This window comes from Rossellomorea sp. y25 (assembly GCF_038049935.1).
In the GTDB taxonomy this organism is placed as follows: Bacteria; Bacillota; Bacilli; order Bacillales; family Bacillaceae_B; genus Rossellomorea.
Genome location: NZ_CP145886.1, coordinates 310,001 through 332,682, shown reverse-complemented (window position 1 = coordinate 332,682; position 22,682 = coordinate 310,001). Strand labels below are relative to the sequence as shown.

Here is a 22,682-nt window from a genome sequence, read left to right as displayed (position 1 = left end):
CCATAACGAACGTACGTTCTATATTTATGTTTCCATTATATCCTATTTAGGGACGGATCTCCAGTTCAATCCTTACCCTTTTACTGCTTTTACTGTTTTTAACGCTTCTTTCAAATTGTCATAGACAGCATTTCCTACTACGACAACATCTGATACTGCAGCCATTTCATTCGCCTGCTCGACGGTTTTGATGCCACCACCGTAGAATAATGTTGTGTTTTCCAGTGAATCTCTTACCTCTTTCACCGTTTCAACATCCCCATATGTACCACTGTACTCCAGGTAAAAGATCGGCAGATTGAACATTCTTTCTGCCATCATGGCATATGCAGCCGCGTCTTCACTTGAAATATCTGTATCGGCCTCCGTAACCTGTGCCGCCTTACAGTCTTTGTTTAATATACAATATCCTTCTACAAGGATTTCATCCCAATTCATGATCTCCCCATATTCCTTTACAGCACGGTGATGCAATCCTGTCACCCAGTTCATATCCCTGCTGTTCATCACCATCGGAATGAAATATAAATCAAAGCCCGGAGTAATCGACTCCAAATTTGATACCTCCAGAATACAAGGAACAGTATATCGTCTCACCCGTGCCATCAAATCAAGAACCTTTTCAAGGGTTACACCGTCCGTTCCCCCTACAATAATGGCGTCTGTCCCTGATTCACATACAGCTTCTAAATCTCCATCATCGATTGTCTTATTCGGATCTAGTTTAAATACATGGCTCCATTTTTGGACATCATACATGCTTTGTTCCTCCATTCTTACATCCATCTAACGTATTATATCATTTGTAGGAAGGGGCCGCATCACCTCGTCTATTGTTAAACTTTGTATGATTCTAAGGGGGAGATCGATGAAATCACACAAAAAAACAAAGACCGCTCATCATGACGACAGCGGTCCTTCTTCTATTATTTCTCTTCCTGATGTACACGATCCAATACCAGCTGATAGGCATCATTTCCGTAGTTTAAACAACGCTTCACACGGGAAATGGTTGCAGTACTTGCACCTGTTTCTGTTTCAATCTTATGATATGTTTTCCCATCCTGCAGCATACGAGCTACTTCAAGGCGCTGAGCAAGAGATTGAATTTCATTGATTGTGCAAAGGTCATCGAAGAAACGATAACATTCTTCAAGATCTTGTAGAGATAGAACAGCATTGAATAACTGATCCAACTCCTTGCCTCTTAGTTTATTTATTTGCATTAAAAAGACTCCTTTTTCCATCTATTCTTGATATGATACCGACCCCGCCAAGCCTGAAGAACTTGGAATGATATTGATCCACGTAGATCCTTTTCGCAAACTGATAGGTTTATTATTTTCAAAAGGTAGAATTCTACCTTCTACGTTCTTCCACTGAACTTCCCGGAGTTTTCCTTCTTGAATCAAGTACGCATTCCCGCCGGAATCAAAATCAATGTTTCTCCTGCCAGCATCGTCGACTATTTTATGCGACGCTTCCACTATAAAGAGATTTTCTACTAAAACAGGGTCATTGGAATCGTAATCGATGGTCTGTTCACCATTTGAGTAGCGTTCGTATTTGCCCTCTTCTTCGTTGAAATCATACACTACGTTAAACAGCGGATTATCGTTATATGAAATCATGACCGATTGGGATGCTTCTCCGCTTACAGGCCCTTTGTCACTAAAGTTCAATGCTTCCGGTGGACGTTTCATATCAAAGCCGTTCTGCTCCGCTCCCTCTTTGATATGCTCAAAGGAGATATAGGAATTATGAGGAGCTTTGCGGAAGCTTGCACGCTTAAACAGCGTTCCATCATATTTCATGCCGTTTAAATTGTCGATGAAGCCGCTAGTCAGCATTTCTTGTGCTTCGGGACTATATCCATGAGCTACATATAGACTATCATATCCTTTGGCAAGCTCCACATAGTAATCTCTGGCACTTCGTACAGGACCGATTTCTTTAGGCTTTTGGCTTTGATATATAGCCAGGAACCGAGTGACATCACCTTCTGCTAAGACTTCATATACAATGTCTGCTTTTGAAAGTCCTGATTGTGGACGGGCCTTTGGGTGATTATTCACCATGACCGCAATCGCTCGCGCCGTGGATTCTCTCTCTTGTACCTCACCAGTTAAAGGTGATTGGTTTTTCTCTTCCGTTTCTACTCCTGTCTCCTCTTTCACAACCGGAGTTGCAGCTTCTTTATCAGATTCTTTCTTTATCTCTTTATCTGAACTACATGCGACAAGTGTAAACGAGCTTAAAGCAATGATCAAAGCTCTTTTCAGCATGTTTTTAGACACCCCTATTTTATAGAAATCCTTTTCCCTATACTTTACTATTTTAACGCATTATCGTTGGAAAGAGTACCGTTTTCTTCATTACATCATAGATTCCCTTTTGTGTCATCCGTATATAAGGCAGATGAGTAGACTGAAGGAATAGCAATGTATAAATGGGATCCGAAAAGCGATAGCCCCTTTCTTTTAACAAACCTTTAAGTGCTTTTTCTTCCTCAATAAGCTCCGGCATCTCTTTATGAGAGAGCATGCCGCTTAATGGAAGTGGAATTTCGTGAAGGACTTCCCCCTTCTCCGTCAAAACAATTCCGCCTCCGATTTCCTTCATTCTTTTAAAGGCAGCAATCATATCTGATTTGTTTTTTCCAATTAAAATGATGTCCCCTGTATTCGAATAGGAAGAAGCAAATCCCATGACACCCGTTGAGAATCCCTTGATCATTGTACTGATTCTCCATTCTCCCTTTCGATCAAGAAGCATGAGGAACGATTGATCATGATCAAGATCCAGCTCATCAGTAGATGGATTGATGGATATGGAGTAAGGCTTGGTGATGACATCGTTCACCATTTCAATTCCAAAGGGCATGGAAAACTGGAGGTCATCATATCCCACTTCCCAGTTCAGGGACAATGGCTTGAATCCGTTTGATGCCCAGTTTATTTCTGTCGAATCCTCCATTTCCTCGCCATCTCTACGTACCCAATTCCCCTTTGAGAGAACAGAAATCGGAGTCGGGTCATCAATTGCCGAAAGGAAGTTAATATTCGCCACTCTGCCTGTAGCGATCATCCCATGCAAATGAGTGATGTGATAGTAATTGGAGACGTTGTAGCTAGCCATATTATATGCTTCGATTGGTGGTACGCCCTTATCAATCGCCATTTTTATCATGAAATCCAATACACCTTGTTCATAAAAGCCTGGTGTCGATCCGTCCGTTGTAAACAATAAGGAATCATACGAATCGATGCCCTTTTCTTTTAAGCCGTCTAATAGGACCGGCAAATCCGGCCTGATGGAGGAATGACGCAATGTGACGGTCAGCCCTTGAATAAGCCGCTTGTATACATCCTCACCCGTCATGGCTTCATGATCACCATCAATCCCCAGTAAGCCAAGCTTGGCAATGGTTTTGTCAGATGCCCCCGGCAGATGCCCTTCAACGATCTTGCCCATTCTTTTCGCTTCCTGCATCCAGTGGAGAATCAGGTCATCTCCCTGAAGCAGTCTCGGCCAAGCAGTCAATTCTCCTCCTTGAAGTACGGAATCATGTTCCAGCCATGATTTCACTTCACCATTTGAAAAGGTTACCTCTTCATTCGCCATCTCCGTTTGAGAATCGAACCTTGTCCACCAATACATGGTGACAGGTAGCTTATTGAATTCCCTCAATAAAGAAAACGCTTTCTTTTTTTCCAATTGTAAAAACATCATCAGGTTATCATTTACGAATGTCGTTGTACCAGTTTGGGATGCATACTTGGAAAAAGATTGGGGATTATAAAGCTGAAACGGATGTACATGCGGTTCGATATATCCGGGAACGAGGTACTGTGAGTCACAGTCCACTATTTCGCAATTCTCAAGGTTTTCCGGGAGCAGATCGCCTGTATAGACAATTCGATCACGGTAAACCCAAATGTGTCCCTGCACCCATTTCTTTAGAGTCGAGTGAAGGTACGTTGCATTCTTTAAAAGAAGGCTCGGAGATATTTCTCCGTTCAGTACTTGTACATGTTCTCGTAGTTGTTTGTTCTTCCATCTGTAGCGCTGTTCCAATGTGAACACTCCTCTAGTGGAATGGTATTAGTTTAAGTTTCATTTTATGTTAACATATTTTACTATTTAACGCATTAACGGTTTACAACAATTATGTGAATTTTCTATTAAGGAGGAGTTTACAAATGAAAGTATCATCAAACATCGGCATTATCAATGCCCTGATCCGCATCACCGTTGGTTTCACGATTCTGGCTTGGAGCACATCAAAGCTTGCGAGACGTCCTTGGAGAGACTCTTATCTCGTGATGGCTGTGATTGGCGCCATGAAAGTAGGAGAAGGAATTCTGCGCTACTGCCCTGTTACAGCCTTATTTGAAAAAGGCGCAGAGGGAAATGGCGGAAGCGGAGGATTTGCCGGATTCAAAGCCAAGGATATGATGAACTTTAAAGACATGCTGAAATCCGACAAATCAACAGGTCACCAAGATCACCATCAAGCAAACGAACACAAACAAGACCCGCTCGACAATACAAAAAAAGAATCCAACTTCAATCCCGAAGAACTCACCAACAAAGAAGTCCAAGCAGCACTAAATGGCGATAATGTGGAAGGGAAGGACCTCCGCTGAGGGACGGACCTCTCCCTCCCTTTCCCAATTCAAAGGCATGTTTACCTGAACTGAATTCCGCCTTTGAATTCCAATAATGGCAAGAGTGCCGAGGTCCGTCCCTTAAATGGGGTAGGACCTGGCACTCTTGATTTAATATATTTTTATTAATAAGGAGTTGTTATTTATGTTTTGGGAGTATTTAACGGATATGTCGTATGTGTTGTTTTCCCTGATTGGCGGCATTATTGCCATTGCTTTTGTTTATGTTCGCAGAACTAGGAAGAGACGTGTTCGATAGCTTTCTTCCCGATGTCACTTCTATAGAACAATCCATTAAATTCTACCTTATTTAATTCTTTATACACTTTAGCCTGCGCTTCTTCAACGGAAGCGGCAGAGGAAGCTACAAGTAACACTCTTCCACCATTTGAAACGAGGGCACCTTTATCATCTAACTCAGTTCCAGCGTGGTACACAAGGGTTCCTTCTTTTAATGACTGATTAAGATTTGGGATGGCAATCCCTTTTTCATATTTACCGGGATAACCATCTGCCGCCAAAACGACTCCAAGAACTGCTTCATCTGACCATTCTAATTGCACAGGCTTTCCTTCGATCATGTTCTTTACAACGAGACCGAAATCAGAAGTTAAACGCGGCAGTACCACCTGTGTTTCCGGATCGCCAAACCGGGCATTGAATTCGATGACCTTTGGGCCCTCATTTGTGAACATTAGACCTGCATACAGAATGCCGGTAAACGGACGTTTCTCCTTTACCATCGCTTGAGCCGTAGGATAAAGAACAGTTGAAATCGCTTCTTGCACGACTTCGTCCGAAATATGAGGAACCGGGGAATACGCACCCATTCCGCCTGTATTCGGTCCTTGATCACCATCAAAGGCTCGCTTATGGTCTTGTGCAATCACCATCGGATAAACGGATTCACCATTTACAAAGGCCATTAAAGAAAACTCTTCCCCAAACAGACACTCTTCCACTACCACTTTAGAAGAAGCATCTCCAAATTTTTCATCAAGAAGCATTTCTTCCAATGCACCAATCGCTTCTTCTTCCGTTTCAGCAACTACTACACCCTTGCCTGCTGCCAACCCATCCGCCTTCACGACTATAGGTGCGCCAACTTCTTTTACATATTCGATTGCTTTCTCAACACTTGTGAATACCTCATATCTTGCCGTAGGAATGCTATATTTTTTCATTAAATCCTTAGAAAAAGATTTGCTTCCTTCTATGATGGCGGCTTCTTTGGTCGGGCCAAAAATTTGCAGACCTTCAGCTTGGAAGCTGTTAACGATTCCATCCAATAATGGATTTTCAGGTCCAACAAAGGTATAAGCAACGTTCTCGCTTTTTGCAAAAGCGATTAATTCACTCACATTGGATTCACTATAAGGAAGATTTGTAGCAACACCGGCAATCCCTGCGTTCCCAGGTGCGCAAAACACCTCTGTCACACTTTCACTTTCCGCTAACTTCTTACATATGGCATGCTCACGACCACCGCGACCGATAACAAGTACTTTCATCTTGAAAAGCCCCCTTTTTAAGAAAACCTCTCCTACCAGAGTTGAAGATGAGGAGAGGTTGTATGTGGAATGGATCTATGGTTAGGCGGGGGTAGAGATATGGTAATGGGTATGAGCTTGGCCGAGGTCCGTCCCTCTGCCCACTCTCTGACTAATCACCCAGTTCCCAACAAATCGTTCCCCCACATGGTTTATACGGTAATTTCACAAAAGCTTCTTTCTATAAGGGAGGTCCGTCCCTCAAATTAATGTTTGAAGTGGCGGATTCCGGTGAAGACCATGGTGATGCCGTATTGGTCGGCTTTTTTGATGGAGTCTTCGTCCCGGATGGAGCCTCCTGGCTGGATGATGGCTGTTATGCCTGCTTTGGCTGCTGCTTCTACGGTGTCGTCCATTGGGAAGAAGGCGTCAGATGCCATCGCTGCTCCTTTTGCTTTTTCGCCTGCTTGCTCCAAGGCAATATTTGCAGCTCCTACGCGGTTCATTTGACCTGCCCCGACTCCCACTGTCATGTGAGCATCCGTTACAACGATTGCGTTGGATTTCACGTGCTTAACAACTTTCCAACCTAATTTCATGCTTGCCCACTCTGCTTCTGTTGGCTGACGTTTTGTTACCACTCTCAGATCAGCATCATCAAGGGTAAATGTGTCATCCGCCTGAACAAGCAATCCACCTTCAACGGTTGTCAATTTACGTTCCATTTTGTTTGTGGATTCAAATGGAACCGTTAATAAACGGATATTCTTCTTGCTTGAAAGAATCTCAAATGCTTCATCGCTAAAAGCAGGAGCAATGACAATCTCCAAGAAAATTTCATGAAGCTGCTTGGCCGTTTCTTCATCCACGATACGGTTCAGTGCCACGATTCCACCAAAAATAGAAGTAGAATCGGCTTCATAGGCTTTAGAGAAGGCTTCATAAATCGTCGTACCTACTCCAACACCACATGGATTCATATGCTTTACAGCGACTGCCGCTGGTTCCGTAAACTCTTTCACAATTTGAAGAGCCGCATTCGCGTCATTGATATTATTATAAGAGAGCTCTTTTCCGTGAAGCTGTCTTGCCATGGCTACAGAGAATTCAGAGCCAAGTGGTGCACGGTAGAAAGAGGCCTGCTGATGAGGGTTTTCCCCATAGCGCAACGTCTGTTTTAACTCGTACGTTCTTGTAAAGCGCTCCGGGTTTTCTTCACCTGAAATGTCAGTCATGTACTCAGCGATAAATGCATCATAAGCTGCCGTATGACGGAACACCTTAGCCGCCAGCTTGCGGCGTTTTTCTAATGATAATTCCCCTTGCAGCTTCAAGTCATTGATGACTTCATCGTAGTCCAGCGCATCGACTACCACCGTTACGTATTGATGATTTTTTGCTGCCGCTCGCAGCATCGTTGGACCGCCGATATCGATATTCTCGATTGCTTCTTCTACGCCGACATTCGGTTTAGCGATGGTTTGTTGAAACGGATAAAGGTTGACACATACCAGGTCGATTCCTTCGATTCCTTGCTCCTGAAGCTGCTGGCGATGGCTTTCTTCCCCGCGTTTCGCAAGTAGCCCACCGTGGATATTAGGATGAAGGGTCTTCACACGGCCTTCTAAAATTTCAGGAAAACCTGTTACTTCTTCAACTCCCATAACGTCAACGTCACTTTCCAGAAGAAGCTTTTTTGTTCCACCTGTAGAAATGATCTCGTACCCGAGTGACTTTAATTCTTTAGCAAATTCGATGACTCCGCTTTTATCTGAAACACTGATCAATGCTCTCTTTTTCAATGTCTGATCCTCCTCTGCCTGCTGTAATGCTGATTTTATTTCATTATTTTCTTAAATTGGAGATTGATTAGAGGGCTTTCATAAAATAAAAGGGTGGAAAGGCGGGGCGGGGTTTATGAAACGGTTTATCTGGGCTGTTTTGTTTACTCCATTCCACCCGGATTGGGGAATGTTGTGCCACTTTCAGCTTTTGTTGTGCCAAATTGCAAATAACGCACCCAACCCTGACCGTATGCCCACGCTATCACTGCTCCACCCATTCCTTATAATGAAATCAAACCCAAGGTCCGTCCCTCAACACTTTACCACACTACCACGATAAAGCAATCCCTTTTCACTCTACACCTTTAGTGGCCTGTGGTGAGGAAGAGGTGGTTGAGGGTAGTTGGGTATAGGTGGTGCTCGACGTGCTGGATTTTGTCCTGGAGTGATTGTTTGGTTTCGCCTGTTGTCACCCGGACGATTTCCTGTGCGATGATTTCGCCTGTATCCATTCCAGCGTCTACATAGTGAATGGTGACGCCGGTGATCTTCACTCCCCCATCGATGGCTTGACCGATGGCATCTTTTCCCGGAAAGGATGGAAGAAGGGAAGGGTGGATATTCACGATCCGTCCTCCGAAGCTTTCCAATAAGGTAGGGCCAATCAATCTCATATACCCTGCTAATACAATAAAATCAACACCCAAATGAGCCAGCTCATTTAGGATTTCCTGTTCAAACGCCTGCTTGTTTTCATAATCTTTCGCCCTAAAAATGAAAACAGGGATACCTGCTGATTGGGCGCGTTGAATAACGAACGCTCCCGGCTGATCACATACAAGAAGTTTAATATTCGCTTTCAGTGTTCCACCTTGAACAGCATCTACCAATGCTTGAAAATTACTTCCGCTTCCTGATGCAAAAATGGCAATCTGTCTCATGACTCGCCCCCGATATTGACTTACTCACCCTTCATTTCAACGAACGAAACGTACCCCGGTTCCACTGGTCACACGTCCGATGATAAAGGCTTCTTCACCCTGTTCGTTGAAGAATTGAAGAATGTCTTCTGCTTCCTTTTCTTCAACCGCTAACACAAATCCAATTCCCATATTAAATATGTTGTACATTTCGCTGCGGGGAATTTCCCCATAGTGCTCAATGGCCGTGAAAATACTTGGGATATCCCAGCTTCCTTCTGTAATGTCTGCTTGCAAATGATCCGGCAGCATCCGTGGGATATTTTCAATGAAGCCTCCGCCTGTAATATGGGACATCCCCTTGATGGAGAATTGCTTCAGTGCAGCTAACACTGGTTTCACGTAAATCTTGGTTGGTGTCAGTAACGCTTCTTTTAGTGTGGTTCCAAGCTCTGGTAATGTTTCTTCCAAAGAGAACGACTGATCTTCGAAGAATACTTTTCGTACTAAAGAGTACCCATTACTGTGTATACCACTGGAACCCAGTCCGACTAACACATTTCCTTCAGAAATTTTTTCACCTGTTATGATCTCTTTTTTTTCACAAGCCCCTACTGCAAAGCCGGCGATATCATATTCTTCGTCAGAATACATACCAGGCATCTCGGCAGTTTCGCCACCGATCAGCGCACAGCCAGCCATTTCACATCCGTCCGCAATACCCTTTACAATACCTTCTATCTTCTCTGGAATTGCTTTTCCAGTCGCTATATAATCTAAGAAATACAGGGGTTCCGCCCCCTGAACGACAATGTCATTCACACACATGGCCACACAATCAATCCCGATCGTATCGTGCTTATCTGCCATGAACGCAAGCTTCAGCTTCGTTCCGACTCCATCCGTACCTGATACAAGAACAGGCTCTTTTAAATTCAAAGGAGATAAATCGAACATTCCGCCAAAGCTGCCTAATTGACCAAGAACCCCTTCTCGAGCTGTTCTTTTCACATGCTTTTTGATGCGGTCGACTGATTCGTATCCCGCTTCTATATCTACTCCTGCTTGACGATACGCGTTTGCCATCATGATTCCCCCTATTTCACTAACTCTTTTTCATGTGGATGAAGTGTATCCGGGTAGATTTCGGTTGGATACTTCCCTGTAAAGCAAGCCAAGCATTGACCGCGATTCTCTGACGAATCATTTCGGTCAATCGCTTTTAACACACCATCTGTACTCAAGAAGGTCAGGGAGTCGGCTCCGATGATCTGGCGCATTTCCTCCACTGAATTGGAAGAAGCGATCAGCTCTTCATGAGTCGACGTATCAATCCCGTAGAAGCAAGGGTTCTTGATGGGCGGCGAACTGATGCACACATGAACTTCCTTGGCTCCGGCTTCTTTCAGCATGCTGACGATTCGTCTACTTGTTGTTCCGCGTACGATCGAATCATCTACCATTACCACACGTTTCCCTTCTACCACTCCTCTGACTGGCGAAAGCTTCATCTTCACTCCCTGCTCACGAAGAGATTGAGAAGGCTGGATAAACGTGCGACCTACATAACGGTTCTTAATAAGGCCTAATTCGTACGGAATTCCTGATGCTTCTGCATAGCCGATCGCACTGGAGATGCTGGAGTCAGGTACACCCGTTACAACATCCGCTTCAATCGGCGCTTCTTTCGCTAGTTCCATTCCCATTCTTTTTCTGGCGGAATGGACATTGATTCCTTGAATGTTGCTGTCAGGTCTTGAGAAGTATACGTATTCCATCGTACACATCGCATTCCCACCTGAAAAACTGAACCGTTCTGAGGTCATTCCCTCATCATTGATGATCACAAGCTCCCCGGGCTCGATATCCCGTACAAATTCAGCCCCCACGATATCAAAGGCACATGTTTCTGACGCAACACAGTAAGCATCCCCAAGCTTACCAAGTGATAGTGGGCGTAGACCGTGCGGATCCAGGGCCACCATCATTTCTGTTTCCGTCATCACCACAAATGCATAGGCGCCCTTCAACATGGTCAGCGCATTTTTCACGCGGTCCTTCAAGTTGAAATAGCCGCTTCTTTTAATCAAGTGAGCTAACACTTCTGTATCCGAGCTTGTTTGAAAAATACTCCCCTGTCCTTCAAGCTGATGCTTCAAGGCGTTCGCATTGACTAGATTTCCATTATGGGCAAGAGCAAGGCTGCCATTCTGGGAGTTGAAAAGAAGAGGCTGAACATTTTCATAGCCTCCGCCCCCAGCAGTCGCATATCGTACATGACCGATGGCTGCATCCCCATCAAGCTTCTCGATGGTACCCTCCTGGAACACTTCCGTTACGAGGCCTTCCCCTTTTAAGCAACGTAACTTGTCACCGTCAGAAACGACGATCCCTGTTCCCTCTTGTCCCCTATGCTGTAAACTATGAAGTCCATAATACGTAATTTGTGCGGCATTAGGATGTCCCCAAATGCCAAACACTCCACATTCTTCGTTTAAGCCTTTGATTTCAGCAGGCATGGGATGGCTCCTTTCCAAGCTGACTCTAATTCCTCAACTGAAGCTTGTAAGATGATTTCTCCATTTCCTGATGACACCGTAATTGATTCATGATCTGCTACGTTTCCTACTGCCTTGGCATCCGGAACAAGCTTCTCGAACTCGTCTTTGTTTTCAGGTTTAACTGAAACGATGAAACGTGATTGTGTTTCACTGAAAAGGTCCGCTATATTGTTTTCTCCCGAAAGCTCTACTTTTGCTCCTAATCCATTTGTTCCAAACGTGGATTCTGCAAGAGCGACGGCGAAACCACCTTCAGCGATATCATGGGCCGATGCCACAAGACCTTTTTGAATCGCTTCTAAAAGCTGCATTTGACGACGAAGCTCCGTTTTCAAGTCAATTTTCGGTGCCTTACCGAAGATTTTTCCTTCAGTCAGCTTTTGAAGCTCACTTCCGCCAAACTCTTCATGGGTTTCACCAATGACAAAGATATAATCTCCAGCTTCCTTAAAGCTTTGTGTAGTAATATGGTCGACGTCTTCAATCAATCCAACCATTCCAACTACCGGAGTTGGATAAACGGCAGTACCCATTGATTCGTTATAAAGGGATACATTTCCACCGATGACAGGAGTCGATAGCTCACGGCACGCCTCACTCATTCCGTCAACTGATTTTTCAATCTGCCAGAAGATTTCCGGTTTCTCTGGATTCCCGAAGTTTAAGCAGTCCGTAATCGCCAGTGGAATCGCTCCTGAACAAACGATATTACGTGCCGCTTCAGCTACCGCAATCTTTCCTCCGACCTCCGGATCCAGGTAAAGGTAACGGGAATTACAATCCGTTGTCATGGCAAGGGCTTTTCTAGTGCCGCGTACCCGTACAACCGCTGCATCAGAACCCGGACTTACAACCGTACTTGTTCTTACTTGATGATCATATTGATCGTAAACCCATTCTTTACTCGCAATCGTCGGCTGCTGCAAGAGCGCCTTAAGGGTTTCTTTATAATCGTCTACTTTTGGAGATACTGTTTCCATTGCTTGAAACTCTTTGTAGTAAGCCGCTTCTTGAGATGGCTTATGATAAACCGGTGCTTCCTCAGCAAGTGCATCTACCGGCACATCCGCCACGACTTCCCCTTTATGAAGAAGACGTAGACGCTTATCATCCGTTACTTTACCGATCGAAACTGCCTCTAAGTCATATTTTGAAAAAAGATCAACGATTTCTTGCTCACGTCCTTTTTCAACGACGATCAGCATACGCTCCTGGGATTCTGAAAGCATCATTTCATATGCCGTCATGCCTCTTTCGCGCTGCGGGACAAGGTCAAGATTCATTTCGATCCCGGATCCCGCTTTACTTGCCATTTCAGCTGATGAACTTGTAAGACCAGCCGCTCCCATATCTTGTATACCAACAAGGGCATCGTTCTGAACGAGTTCAAGACACGCTTCAAGAAGTAATTTTTCCATGAATGGATCTCCCACTTGAACCGCCGGGCGCTTCTCTTCTGACCCTTCATTTAATTCCTCGGATGCGAAGGTGGCTCCGTGAATTCCATCACGCCCTGTTTTCGCCCCGACATACATCACCGTGTTACCAACACCATGGGCCTGACCTTTTTTAATATCTTTATGATCAATCAAACCGACACACATGGCGTTTACAAGTGGATTTCCTTCGTAAGAGGCATCAAATTGAACTTCCCCTCCTACCGTTGGGATCCCGATACAGTTTCCATACCCGGCAATACCTGCTACGACTTCTTTAAATAGATACTGAACACGAGGAGAATCCAGCTCTCCAAAGCGTAAAGAGTTGAGGAGTGCGATAGGTCTTGCCCCCATCGAGAATACGTCTCGTATAATACCCCCGACACCCGTTGCCGCTCCTTGGAAAGGCTCGATGGCTGACGGATGATTGTGACTCTCGATTTTGAACACCACTGCTTGATCATCGCCAATATCAACAATTCCAGCTCCTTCTCCAGGTCCTTGAAGAACCCTTTCACCTGTCGTTGGAAATTTCATAAGTACAGGTTTCGAATTTTTATAGCTGCAATGCTCTGACCACATAACAGAGAAAAGCCCGGTCTCTGTGTAGTTCGGTGTTCTTCCCAGGATGTTTTCCACCATTGAAAATTCTTCGTCTGTTAAACCCATCTCACGATAAAGCTGTTCTTCTTTCACTTTTGTTGAAGTTGGTTCAAGCATTAACGACATGTTTTTCCCTCCAGTGTTTCACAATCGATTGAAATAGTTTCTTCCCGTCTTCACTACCTAATAAAGTGTCCATGGCCCGTTCCGGATGAGGCATCATACCGAGGACATTTCCAGCCTCATTTGTAATCCCCGCAATGTTCTCCACACTACCGTTGGGATTTTCATCACTATACGTGAAAACAATTTGGTTGTTTTCCTTAAGAGTGTTCATCGTATCTTCATCACAGAAGTAATTTCCTTCTCCGTGTGCTATCGGAATTTGGATTACTTCATTCTTTTCATAACCATTCGTAAACATCGTTTCATTGTTCTCTACCGTCAACGGAAAGGTTTTACAAATGAACTTCAAGCTATCATTTCTGCGCATAGCTCCCGGAAGTAAGCCTGTTTCTAGTAAAATCTGAAATCCGTTACATACACCTAAAACCGGCTTTCCTTGCTCCGCCGCTTTCACGACCTCTTTCATGACGTTTGAGAAGCGGGCAATCGCACCTGAACGAAGGTAATCCCCGTAAGAGAATCCGCCTGGTAATAGAATAGCATCATAGTTTTCCAGATTATCAGCATCGTGCCAAACGTATTCGACTTCTTCGCCGATTTCGTCTTTAATCGCATGGTACATATCGATGTCACAGTTAGAACCTGGGAATACAATCACTGCAAACTTCATTGAGCCACACTCTCCTCGATTTCATATCGATAATCCTCAATGACAGGGTTTGCGAGTAGTCGGTGACACATTTCTTCAACCGCAGCCTCCACGTTTTCCACAGAAGATGGAAGAGTAAGCTCCATATACTTACCGACGCGCACATCTTCAACAGCCTTGAATTCCATTGAATGTAACGCATGTTTAACAGCACTTCCTTGAGGGTCCAATACACTTTCTCTTAATGTGATATAAACTTTTACTTTGTACATAGCTTGTTTCCTCCTAAGCGTTCTAAAATAATTGAATATACTTCTGTTAAACTGCCTAAATCTCTTCTGAAAACATCTTTATCCAGCTTTTGGTTGGTCTCTGCATCCCATAAACGGCATGTGTCAGGCGATATTTCATCCCCTAATAAAATTGAACCGTTACGATCTTTCCCAAACTCTAATTTGAAATCGACAAGTGTGACTCCCACTTCTTTGAAAATCCCTTGAAGGACCTCATTTACTCCAAGAGCCATTTCTCTTATCTCAGCGCGTTCTTCCCGTGAAGCAATCTCCAGGAAATCAATGTGATCATCCGTTATGAGTGGGTCACCCAGATCATCATCCTTATAGTAAAATTCGATGATCGGCTTCTGAAGTGGGGTTCCCTCTTCTTTACCGAGTCGCTTCGAAAGGCTTCCCGCAATCACATTGCGAACCACGACTTCAAGCGGGATGATACGTACACGTTTGACCAGCTGCTCATAATCCGATAACTGTTTAATAAAGTGACTCTGTATCCCTTTTTCAGCAAGCTTTGAAAATAGCAAGCTCGAAATCTTATTATTTAAAACCCCTTTGCCGTCGATGTCCGCTTTTTTCTCCCCGTTAAAAGCAGTGGCGGAATTCTTATATTGAATCCAAACAACATCTTCATCCTGTGTTGCAAAGATTTGTTTCGCTTTGCCTTCATATAAAAGTGTCCCTTTTTCCATATGAAATCCCCCTGTTAACGTAATATTGCCAATCTTCAGTCTATATTTCCATAAAAAAAGGGAGGGATTCTGCTAAAACCCCTGCCCTATTCAATTATCAGAAGGACTTATTCTACCAAGCCGCAACGTTCAAAAATCGTATCCACATGCTTCAAATGATAATTGTAATCGAAACAATCATCAATGTCCGCTGGAGAAAGCTTTGACGTAATCGTGTCGTCTTCTTCAATCAAGGAACGGAATGCCACTTGCTTCTCCCATGCCTCCATCGCTTTCGGCTGAACCGTATCATACGCTTCTTCACGTGTCATCCCTTTATCGATAAGGGCCAAAAGAACACGTTGAGAGTAGATCAAGCCAAGCGTACGATCCATATTGCGCTGCATATTCTCCGGGAAGACCGTCAAGTTCTTGATGATATTCCCAAAACGGTTCAGCATGTAATTAAGAGCAATCGTCGCATCCGGCAGGATTACACGCTCCGCTGATGAGTGAGAGATATCACGCTCATGCCATAGAGGCACGTTTTCATAAGCTGTCAGCATGTAGCCTCTGATTACACGAGCCATTCCCGTCATATTCTCTGAACCGATCGGGTTACGTTTATGAGGCATGGCCGATGATCCTTTTTGACCTTTTGCGAAGAACTCTTCCACCTCACGGGTTTCACTCTTTTGAAGACCACGGACCTCAACGGCAAATTTTTCGATCGAAGTCGCGATCAGGGCAAGTATCCCCATGTAATGAGCATGACGATCACGCTGAAGTGTTTGTGTTGAAACTGGTGCCGGCTTAATGCCAAGTTTTTCACACACATACGATTCTACAAATGGATCGATATTCGCATACGTTCCAACTGCACCGGAAATCTTACCGAATTCCACTCCATCTGCCGCTGCTTTGAAACGTTCAACATTACGCTTCATTTCTTCATACCAAAGGGCGAGCTTCAAACCGAAAGTAGTCGGCTCAGCATGAACTCCGTGCGTACGGCCCATCATGACCGTATGTTTGTGCTCGATCGCTTTGTTCTTTAAAATTTCTACGAATCGCTCTAAGTCTTTTAGAATGATGTCATTGGCCTGCTTTAATTGATAAGAAAGTGCCGTATCCACTACGTCAGTAGAAGTCAATCCGTAATGAACCCATTTTCTTTCTTCTCCGAGGGTTTCAGAAACCGCTCTGGTGAAAGCTACAACATCGTGTCGCGTTTCTTCTTCTATTTCCTTAATGCGATCTACATTGAATCCCGCGTTCTCACGAATCTTCGCAACATCCTCTTTCGGAATGTCCCCGATTTCAGCCCACGCTTCACAAGCCAAAATTTCTACTTCAAGCCATGCTTGAAAACGATTTTCCTCTGTCCAAATTGCTCCCATTTCAGGGCGTGTATAACGTTCTATCATACCAGTCGTCCTCCGATCTTCTCTTGAACCTTCCAAATTCCAGCTTCGTTTATGTTCATCAAGGTCTCTTCAATATCATTTGTTAAAAGAGTGACATGCCCCATCTTACGTTTCGGCTTTGGTACATCCTTGCCGTAAAGATGAATAAACCAGTCTGGATGCTTTGGAACAGCCTTCATAATAGGCTCGATATGCTCTCCTAATAGGTTAACCATCACAGCGTCCTTTAATAAGGTTGGTTGAACAAGCGGCCAGTTACAAACAGCTTTGATATGTTGGGCGAATTGTGAGAAGTCGCACGCTTCAATTGAGTAGTGACCGGAATTATGAGGTCTTGGAGCCAGCTCATTGATATAGATGTCTCCACCCTCCGTCAGGAACATTTCAATGGCCAGAGTTCCGACTAGATCAAGAGTCTCACTGATTCTCTTCGCCATCTCGATCGCATTATCTGCTACTTCTTCACTCACCCTTGCCGGCGCAATCGTTTCATGTAAGATATTATCCACATGAATATTTTCCACTACCGGGAAGTTGGTTTGTTGTCCATCGGGATTTCGTGTCACGATGACGGATAATTCTTTTTCAAAAGGTATCCATTTCTCTAACACACATGGACCGTTCTCCAATAAAGCAGCGGCTTCTTCTATCCCGCTCTCTTCACGGATCACATACTGTCCTTTCCCGTCATAACCACCTCTTGATGTTTTCAGAACCACTGGATAGCCAAGCTTTTCTATATTATCATAGATATCCTGTTGTTGTTTAATCACAGCATAAGGAGCTACTTTCACCCCTGCAAGTGTAAGGGCTTCCTTTTCCATGATGCGATCCTGTGTAATGCGGATGAGCTCTGCCCCTTGAGGTAAAAAGGCACGCTCCGACAACCATTTAAGTGCTTCATAATCGATGTTTTCAAATTCATATGTGATTACGTCACACTCTTCTGCCAATCTATAAAGGGCATCATATTGGTCAAAACCGGCCGTGATCACAAGATCTGCCACTTGGGCACATGGTGATTGTGGTGCCGGATCTAAAACGGCCACACGAAAGCCATTTTGTTTCGCAGCAAGGGCCATCATTCGTCCAAGCTGTCCTCCGCCGATGATCCCGATCATCTGTCCTGGTAAAATCGTTTTTTTATTCAAGGTCATCACTGCTTTCCATCACTTTTTCCCGTAGTGCATCTCTTCTATTTTCCAAAGTTGCAGCCAACTCTGTATTTTCTATCGAAAGAATCTGTGCGGCAAGGAGTCCTGCGTTGGTAGCTCCTGCCTTCCCGATCGCCACCGTCGCCACCGGAACGCCGCCCGGCATCTGCACGATCGACAACAGTGAATCCATTCCGTTCAAGGCCTTAGACTGAACCGGTACCCCGATCACAGGCAATGTGGTCTTCGCAGCCACCATTCCCGGCAGATGAGCAGCCCCGCCTGCACCTGCAATAATGACCTTCACTCCGCGAGCTCTTGCACCTTCCGCAAACTCAAACATATAATCGGGTGTCCTGTGAGCCGATACAACTCGTTTCTCAAACGGAATCTCTAACTCTTCCAATACCTCACACGCATGCTTCATTGTCTCCCAGTCCGATGTACTTCCCATGATTACTGATATCATAATGGTGACAGGCACCTCCCCTAGTTTAATCCCTCTTAACAAAAAATACCCAGATCAATTGTTCTCTACTTTTTGAGAGAAAGCAATTGATCTGGGTATTTTACAGAGAATGGTCCCGTTTTATCCGATAGGGTCCACAAACGAGCTCGTATCCAGACAGCTACTTTCCCTCATAGTCCGACCATTTAAGGTAGTCAGGTAGAAACTCATGGGCCATATTCCCATTATTATATGAGGGTATTCGGTTTATTTGTCTCCATCATAACGTGATATAGAGGCTCTGTCAACGAATAATCGAACGATAATAAAAGTCTGAAAATTAATGTTCGGATTTGAAGCGTTTACTCTTCAATCTTCTTCCCCTCGAAGACAATTGTCTGTTTAATAGGGACATACTCTGTTTTCTTTCCATCTTTTTGTTCTTCAAACACAGGTTTTTCCATCCGTCTTACCGGTATATAACCCATTTCTTTCATACGGTCTAAACAATCCGCAATCTTCTCGTTTTCTTGTACTTCAAATAATAATTTCTTTTTACTCATTCTTTTATTTTTCCTTTACGAATATTTCGGACTGTCTTCACCCAGAACCCTCCGTGAATCGCTTTCGGTTCATACGCAATGATAAATGCCTTTGGGTCAAGCTCTTTAATTGTATTATACAGCTTCATCTCATACTTTCGCGGAGTCAGGATCTGCAGGGCCATCCGGTTTCCTTCCAGTCCATTGGCTTCCCAGTTCGTGACCCCGTAGCCCCTTGCACGGAGTTCATTCGGAAGGGCCTTATCATATTCTTTCGTAATCACATTGACCGTAATATAGCCAAGCGCAAGCTTCTCTTCGATTTTCATCCCTACAATCACCCCGAGGCCATAACCGACCGCATACGCAATCAGATTCTGAATCTCATTCAAATTGTCCAGAACCAGCCCTAGACCCACAACATAAATCACTACTTCAAATGTACTAACAAAAGCAGCAATATATCGATAACCCTTTAACGTCAAAATCATTCTGATCGTAAAAAAGGATACGTATACAACATTGATGATCAAAATAATCGCTACCATCACAAAACTATTGTCTAACACCAAGATGCTCCTCTCTCCACTACTACTTGTAGTATGCTCAAATTAAGTTCCTATTTTACTAGAAAAATTCCATAATATGAACCACTTCAAGAAAAATTACGAATGATTTCCCGATGACAATTTCTAGAAAATCTGATCTCCTACTTTGTGTCTTTCCTATTTTGACCTGATTAAAACAAAAAACGGCTTTATGGCAGCGTGTCATCGCAGCCATAAAGCCGTCTTGCTTTGGATTATAACGATTTTAACTTCTCAACAACCTCAGAAGGTTCCACACGATCTTTATAATCGGCTTTTGTGTATTCGTAAGCAATCGTTCCGTCCTGCTTAATAATATACGTTGCTGAAACAGGAAGCGTCCATGAATCACTGTCATTCGCTTTCTCCAGATCCAGACCTTTGCCTTTGTATATCTCTACTAAGTAAGGAGGAAGCTTATAAACAAGCTTATATTCATCTGCCACTTTATTTCCTTCATCGCTTAAAACAACGTAATCAAGCTCATTCTTTTCTTTTGTAGAAAGGGATGCATCCGGTGTTTGTGGACTAACAGCAATCAGTTCAGCACCCGCTTCTTTAATGTCTTCCATCAGCTGTTGGTATGCACGCAGCTCCATATTGCAATATGGGCACCATCCGCCACGGTAGAATGTAAGGATAACTGGACCCTTCTTAAGCATATCTTCCAGTTGAATCTCTTTGCCTGTCGCGTCAGGTAATGTGAAATTTGGTGCTTTCTCCCCTGCACGGAGACCTTTACCATCATCAGACTTCGCCAGCTCTTCAATCGCTTTTCCCATCATATCCTGGATTTCCTGAGGAGTTTTCTCTTTGAATTTTGAGATGTATTCATTGTATTGTTCACGCATGTTAGTAGTTGTCATGTGAATTACCTCCTTTAGAACTTGTATATAGTATAAGAGGGATCCATTAGAAAGAAAAGCGATGTGCTTGGCTGGGTATGTTGGTCGATTGGGATGGGGGGATGTTCATGACTTAGGTTTTTTAGTTGGTTTTGAATTTGGGGTTTAATTGGAAAGTTTTGAAAGAAGGATGTGATATTGGTAGTTAACAGAATGGTAGAATTGATTTTTTTACACGTTTTAGTAGAGAATGAGTGAATTATGGATAGACTCTATGAAAATTTAGTAATTTTTGCTTCCGACTTGGGGACAGAGACCTTTATTTCATTGGTTCTTTGGTTCTGACCTTAAGTGATTGCGTCTGAAGTGATAGTTATTGCGTCGTTTTTTAAATTTATGCGTCATTTCCGACAGTTTTTGCGTCTAATTTTCATTTTATGCGTCTTTTTCCAATCATCTCCCAATCCCACACAGAGGTGGAGAGGAAAATTCAAATCACTTATCGATTCACACACAACAAAAAAAGAGTAACCCCTAAGAGCTACTCTTTCTTCACATTTGCCTGGCGACGTCCTACTCTCACAGGGGGAGATCCCCCAACTACCATCGGCGCTGAAGAGCTTAACTTCCGTGTTCGGCATGGGAACGGGTGTGACCTCTTCGCCATTGTCACCAGACGAATATTCAATTGAAGGATTGTTCCTTCAAAACTAGATAAAGAATTGATGTCAAGAAAGCCAAATATCGACCAATGTGTTCATTTAAAAATGACTCTTTGTGGTTAAGTCCTCGATCGATTAGTATCAGTCAACTCCACATGTCGCCATGCTTCCATCTCTGACCTATCTACCTAGTCATCTTCTAGGGATCTTACTCACATACGTGATGGGAAATCTCATCTCGAGGGGGGCTTCATGCTTAGATGCTTTCAGCACTTATCCCTTCCGCACATAGCTACCCAGCGATGCCTTTGGCAAGACAACTGGTACACCAGCGGTGCGTCCATCCCGGTCCTCTCGTACTAAGGACAGCTCCTCTCAAATTTCCTGCGCCCACGACGGATAGGGACCGAACTGTCTCACGACGTTCTGAACCCAGCTCGCGTACCGCTTTAATGGGCGAACAGCCCAACCCTTGGGACCGACTACAGCCCCAGGATGCGATGAGCCGACATCGAGGTGCCAAACCTCCCCGTCGATGTGGACTCTTGGGGGAGATAAGCCTGTTATCCCCGGGGTAGCTTTTATCCGTTGAGCGATGGCCCTTCCATGCGGAACCACCGGATCACTAAGCCCGACTTTCGTCCCTGCTCGACTTGTAGGTCTCGCAGTCAAGCTCCCTTGTGCCTTTACACTCTGCGAATGATTTCCAACCATTCTGAGGGAACCTTTGGGCGCCTCCGTTACTCTTTAGGAGGCGACCGCCCCAGTCAAACTGCCCACCTGACACTGTCTCCCACCCCGATAAGGGGCGCGGGTTAGAATTTCAATACAGCCAGGGTAGTATCCCACCGATGCCTCCACCGAAGCTGGCGCTCCGGCTTCCAAGGCTCCTACCTATCCTGTACAAGCTGTACCAAAATTCAATATCAGGCTACAGTAAAGCTCCACGGGGTCTTTCCGTCCTGTCGCGGGTAACCTGCATCTTCACAGGTACTATAATTTCACCGAGTCTCTCGTTGAGACAGTGCCCAGATCGTTACGCCTTTCGTGCGGGTCGGAACTTACCCGACAAGGAATTTCGCTACCTTAGGACCGTTATAGTTACGGCCGCCGTTTACTGGGGCTTCGATTCGCACCTTCGCTTGCGCTAAGCACTCCTCTTAACCTTCCAGCACCGGGCAGGCGTCAGCCCCTATACTTCGCCTTACGGCTTCGCAGAGACCTGTGTTTTTGCTAAACAGTCGCCTGGGCCTATTCACTGCGGCTCTCTCGGGCTTGCACCCTACCAGAGCACCCCTTCTCCCGAAGTTACGGGGTCATTTTGCCGAGTTCCTTAACGAGAGTTCTCTCGCTCACCTTAGGATTCTCTCCTCGCCTACCTGTGTCGGTTTGCGGTACGGGCACCTTTTTCCTCGCTAGAGGCTTTTCTTGGCAGTGTGGAATCAGGAACTTCGCTACTATAATTCGCTCGCTATCACAGCTCAGCCTTCACGATGATGGGATTTGCCTCATCATCAGCCTAACTGCTTAGACGCACATATCCAGCAGTGCGCTTACCCTATCCTCCTGCGTCCCCCCATTGCTCAAACGGAAAAGAGGTGGTACAGGAATATCAACCTGTTGTCCATCGTCTACGCCTATCGGCCTCGACTTAGGTCCCGACTAACCCTGAGCGGACGAGCCTTCCTCAGGAAACCTTAGGCATTCGGTGGATGGGATTCTCACCCATCTTTCGCTACTCATACCGGCATTCTCACTTCTAAGCACTCCACCAGTCCTTACGGTCTAGCTTCGCAGTCCTTAGAACGCTC

The 22,682-nt window shown here is 44.6% G+C and carries 21 protein-coding genes, 2 rRNA genes and 1 riboswitch (1 of these 24 cut by a window edge); of the genes, 2 read left to right on the top strand and 21 right to left on the bottom strand.

Translation table 11 applies throughout. From position 1 onward, the window contains the following. Positions 1–72: 72 nt before the first annotated feature. The 4 genes from AAEM60_RS01805 to AAEM60_RS01790 form a co-directional block, all read right to left on the bottom strand. Positions 73–759 carry a heptaprenylglyceryl phosphate synthase gene (locus AAEM60_RS01805; RefSeq protein WP_299741320.1) on the bottom strand — a complete coding sequence of 229 codons (687 nt, stop codon included), beginning with the start codon at positions 757–759 and terminating at the stop codon, positions 73–75. A gap of 167 nt (positions 760–926) precedes the next feature. Next, positions 927–1,226, bottom strand: a complete 300-nt coding sequence (locus tag AAEM60_RS01800; RefSeq protein ID WP_034760840.1) for a YerC/YecD family TrpR-related protein — start codon at positions 1,224–1,226, stop codon at positions 927–929. Positions 1,227–1,247: 21 nt separating this feature from the next. Next, positions 1,248–2,285 carry a DUF3048 domain-containing protein gene (locus AAEM60_RS01795; RefSeq protein ID WP_299741319.1) on the bottom strand — a complete coding sequence of 346 codons (1,038 nt, stop codon included), beginning with the start codon at positions 2,283–2,285 and terminating at the stop codon, positions 1,248–1,250. Positions 2,286–2,337: 52 nt separating this feature from the next. Next, entirely contained in the window at positions 2,338–4,077 is a 1,740-nt protein-coding gene (locus tag AAEM60_RS01790) for an adenine deaminase C-terminal domain-containing protein (RefSeq protein WP_341357274.1), read from the bottom strand. A gap of 125 nt (positions 4,078–4,202) precedes the next feature. Here AAEM60_RS01790 and AAEM60_RS01785 point away from each other — a divergent pair, with 125 nt between their 5' ends. Both AAEM60_RS01785 and AAEM60_RS01780 read left to right on the top strand, forming a co-directional pair. Next, a complete protein-coding gene (locus AAEM60_RS01785; RefSeq protein ID WP_341357273.1) occupies positions 4,203–4,649 on the top strand; it encodes a DUF2892 domain-containing protein in 447 nt (148 codons plus the stop codon). Positions 4,650–4,815: 166 nt separating this feature from the next. After that, positions 4,816–4,929: an EYxxD motif small membrane protein gene (locus AAEM60_RS01780; protein WP_324746437.1), complete on the top strand. Its 114-nt coding sequence runs from the start codon at positions 4,816–4,818 to the stop codon at positions 4,927–4,929. Here the strand turns inward: AAEM60_RS01780 and purD are convergent. The 17 genes from purD to AAEM60_RS01695 all read right to left on the bottom strand — a co-directional run. Further along, positions 4,907–6,181 (bottom strand): phosphoribosylamine--glycine ligase, encoded by a 1,275-nt coding sequence (gene purD, locus AAEM60_RS01775; RefSeq protein ID WP_341357272.1) that lies wholly within the window; start codon positions 6,179–6,181, stop codon positions 4,907–4,909. The two genes, AAEM60_RS01780 and purD, sit on opposite strands and share 23 nt — an antisense overlap. Positions 6,182–6,426: 245 nt before the next feature. Then, the gene (purH, locus tag AAEM60_RS01770) at positions 6,427–7,962 is read right to left on the bottom strand and encodes a bifunctional phosphoribosylaminoimidazolecarboxamide formyltransferase/IMP cyclohydrolase (RefSeq protein WP_299741316.1); all 1,536 of its coding nucleotides are present in this window, start codon (positions 7,960–7,962) and stop codon (positions 6,427–6,429) included. Between the two features lie 347 nt (positions 7,963–8,309). Next, the gene (gene purN / locus AAEM60_RS01765) at positions 8,310–8,885 is read right to left on the bottom strand and encodes a phosphoribosylglycinamide formyltransferase (protein ID WP_299741315.1); all 576 of its coding nucleotides are present in this window, start codon (positions 8,883–8,885) and stop codon (positions 8,310–8,312) included. A gap of 36 nt (positions 8,886–8,921) precedes the next feature. Further along, positions 8,922–9,950, bottom strand: coding sequence for a phosphoribosylformylglycinamidine cyclo-ligase (gene purM / locus AAEM60_RS01760; protein WP_341357960.1), 1,029 nt, complete (start codon positions 9,948–9,950; stop codon positions 8,922–8,924). Positions 9,951–9,961: 11 nt separating this feature from the next. Continuing rightward, entirely contained in the window at positions 9,962–11,383 is a 1,422-nt protein-coding gene (purF, locus tag AAEM60_RS01755; protein ID WP_299741314.1) for an amidophosphoribosyltransferase, read from the bottom strand. After that, positions 11,359–13,593 (bottom strand): phosphoribosylformylglycinamidine synthase subunit PurL, encoded by a 2,235-nt coding sequence (gene purL, locus AAEM60_RS01750; RefSeq protein WP_299741313.1) that lies wholly within the window; start codon positions 13,591–13,593, stop codon positions 11,359–11,361. Before purL ends, purF begins: the two co-directional genes overlap by 25 nt. Continuing rightward, entirely contained in the window at positions 13,577–14,263 is a 687-nt protein-coding gene (purQ, locus tag AAEM60_RS01745) for a phosphoribosylformylglycinamidine synthase subunit PurQ (RefSeq protein ID WP_341357271.1), read from the bottom strand. Before purQ ends, purL begins: the two co-directional genes overlap by 17 nt. Beyond that, entirely contained in the window at positions 14,260–14,514 is a 255-nt protein-coding gene (gene purS, locus AAEM60_RS01740) for a phosphoribosylformylglycinamidine synthase subunit PurS (RefSeq protein WP_299741311.1), read from the bottom strand. Before purS ends, purQ begins: the two co-directional genes overlap by 4 nt. After that, on the bottom strand, positions 14,502–15,227 hold the full coding sequence (gene purC, locus AAEM60_RS01735; protein WP_299741310.1) for a phosphoribosylaminoimidazolesuccinocarboxamide synthase: 726 nt from the start codon (positions 15,225–15,227) through the stop codon (positions 14,502–14,504). The genes purS and purC overlap by 13 nt, the downstream gene beginning before the upstream one ends. A 107-nt stretch (positions 15,228–15,334) precedes the next feature. Then, complete coding sequence (purB, locus tag AAEM60_RS01730; RefSeq protein ID WP_299741309.1) at positions 15,335–16,633, bottom strand: adenylosuccinate lyase; 1,299 nt, start codon at positions 16,631–16,633, stop codon at positions 15,335–15,337. Further along, positions 16,630–17,790 carry a 5-(carboxyamino)imidazole ribonucleotide synthase gene (gene purK, locus AAEM60_RS01725; RefSeq protein ID WP_341357270.1) on the bottom strand — a complete coding sequence of 387 codons (1,161 nt, stop codon included), beginning with the start codon at positions 17,788–17,790 and terminating at the stop codon, positions 16,630–16,632. The genes purB and purK overlap by 4 nt, the downstream gene beginning before the upstream one ends. Next, positions 17,777–18,256 (bottom strand): 5-(carboxyamino)imidazole ribonucleotide mutase, encoded by a 480-nt coding sequence (gene purE, locus AAEM60_RS01720; RefSeq protein ID WP_299741307.1) that lies wholly within the window; start codon positions 18,254–18,256, stop codon positions 17,777–17,779. The genes purK and purE overlap by 14 nt, the downstream gene beginning before the upstream one ends. A gap of 153 nt (positions 18,257–18,409) precedes the next feature. Beyond that, positions 18,410–18,511, bottom strand: a riboswitch (purine riboswitch). A gap of 86 nt (positions 18,512–18,597) precedes the next feature. Continuing rightward, positions 18,598–18,798, bottom strand: a complete 201-nt coding sequence (locus AAEM60_RS01715) for an NETI motif-containing protein (protein ID WP_299741306.1) — start codon at positions 18,796–18,798, stop codon at positions 18,598–18,600. Continuing rightward, the gene (locus AAEM60_RS01710) at positions 18,795–19,346 is read right to left on the bottom strand and encodes a DUF5698 domain-containing protein (RefSeq protein ID WP_299741305.1); all 552 of its coding nucleotides are present in this window, start codon (positions 19,344–19,346) and stop codon (positions 18,795–18,797) included. The genes AAEM60_RS01715 and AAEM60_RS01710 overlap by 4 nt, the downstream gene beginning before the upstream one ends. Before the next feature lie 233 nt (positions 19,347–19,579). Then, entirely contained in the window at positions 19,580–20,230 is a 651-nt protein-coding gene (locus AAEM60_RS01705) for a peroxiredoxin-like family protein (protein WP_341357269.1), read from the bottom strand. A 539-nt stretch (positions 20,231–20,769) separates the two neighbouring features. Further along, positions 20,770–20,886 (bottom strand): 5S ribosomal RNA (rrf, locus tag AAEM60_RS01700). 100 nt (positions 20,887–20,986) lie between these two features. Continuing rightward, positions 20,987–22,682: ribosomal RNA gene (locus AAEM60_RS01695) — 23S ribosomal RNA — on the bottom strand (it continues 1,239 nt past the right edge of the window).

Coding starts and splice junctions, on each gene's coding strand:
- AAEM60_RS01805 (WP_299741320.1), bottom strand. CDS start 759: ATGTATGATGTCCAAAAATGGAGCCATGTATTTAAACTAGATCCGAAT.
- AAEM60_RS01800 (WP_034760840.1), bottom strand. CDS start 1,226: ATGCAAATAAATAAACTAAGAGGCAAGGAGTTGGATCAGTTATTCAAT.
- AAEM60_RS01795 (WP_299741319.1), bottom strand. CDS start 2,285: ATGCTGAAAAGAGCTTTGATCATTGCTTTAAGCTCGTTTACACTTGTC.
- AAEM60_RS01785 (WP_341357273.1), top strand. CDS start 4,203: ATGAAAGTATCATCAAACATCGGCATTATCAATGCCCTGATCCGCATC.
- AAEM60_RS01780 (WP_324746437.1), top strand. CDS start 4,816: ATGTTTTGGGAGTATTTAACGGATATGTCGTATGTGTTGTTTTCCCTG.
- purD (WP_341357272.1), bottom strand. CDS start 6,181: ATGAAAGTACTTGTTATCGGTCGCGGTGGTCGTGAGCATGCCATATGT.
- purN (WP_299741315.1), bottom strand. CDS start 8,885: ATGAGACAGATTGCCATTTTTGCATCAGGAAGCGGAAGTAATTTTCAA.
- purM (WP_341357960.1), bottom strand. CDS start 9,950: ATGGCAAACGCGTATCGTCAAGCAGGAGTAGATATAGAAGCGGGATAC.
- purF (WP_299741314.1), bottom strand. CDS start 11,383: ATGCCTGCTGAAATCAAAGGCTTAAACGAAGAATGTGGAGTGTTTGGC.
- purL (WP_299741313.1), bottom strand. CDS start 13,593: ATGTCGTTAATGCTTGAACCAACTTCAACAAAAGTGAAAGAAGAACAG.
- purQ (WP_341357271.1), bottom strand. CDS start 14,263: ATGAAGTTTGCAGTGATTGTATTCCCAGGTTCTAACTGTGACATCGAT.
- purS (WP_299741311.1), bottom strand. CDS start 14,514: ATGTACAAAGTAAAAGTTTATATCACATTAAGAGAAAGTGTATTGGAC.
- purC (WP_299741310.1), bottom strand. CDS start 15,227: ATGGAAAAAGGGACACTTTTATATGAAGGCAAAGCGAAACAAATCTTT.
- purB (WP_299741309.1), bottom strand. CDS start 16,633: ATGATAGAACGTTATACACGCCCTGAAATGGGAGCAATTTGGACAGAG.
- purK (WP_341357270.1), bottom strand. CDS start 17,790: ATGACCTTGAATAAAAAAACGATTTTACCAGGACAGATGATCGGGATC.
- purE (WP_299741307.1), bottom strand. CDS start 18,256: ATGATATCAGTAATCATGGGAAGTACATCGGACTGGGAGACAATGAAG.
- AAEM60_RS01715 (WP_299741306.1), bottom strand. CDS start 18,798: ATGAGTAAAAAGAAATTATTATTTGAAGTACAAGAAAACGAGAAGATT.
- AAEM60_RS01705 (WP_341357269.1), bottom strand. CDS start 20,230: ATGACAACTACTAACATGCGTGAACAATACAATGAATACATCTCAAAA.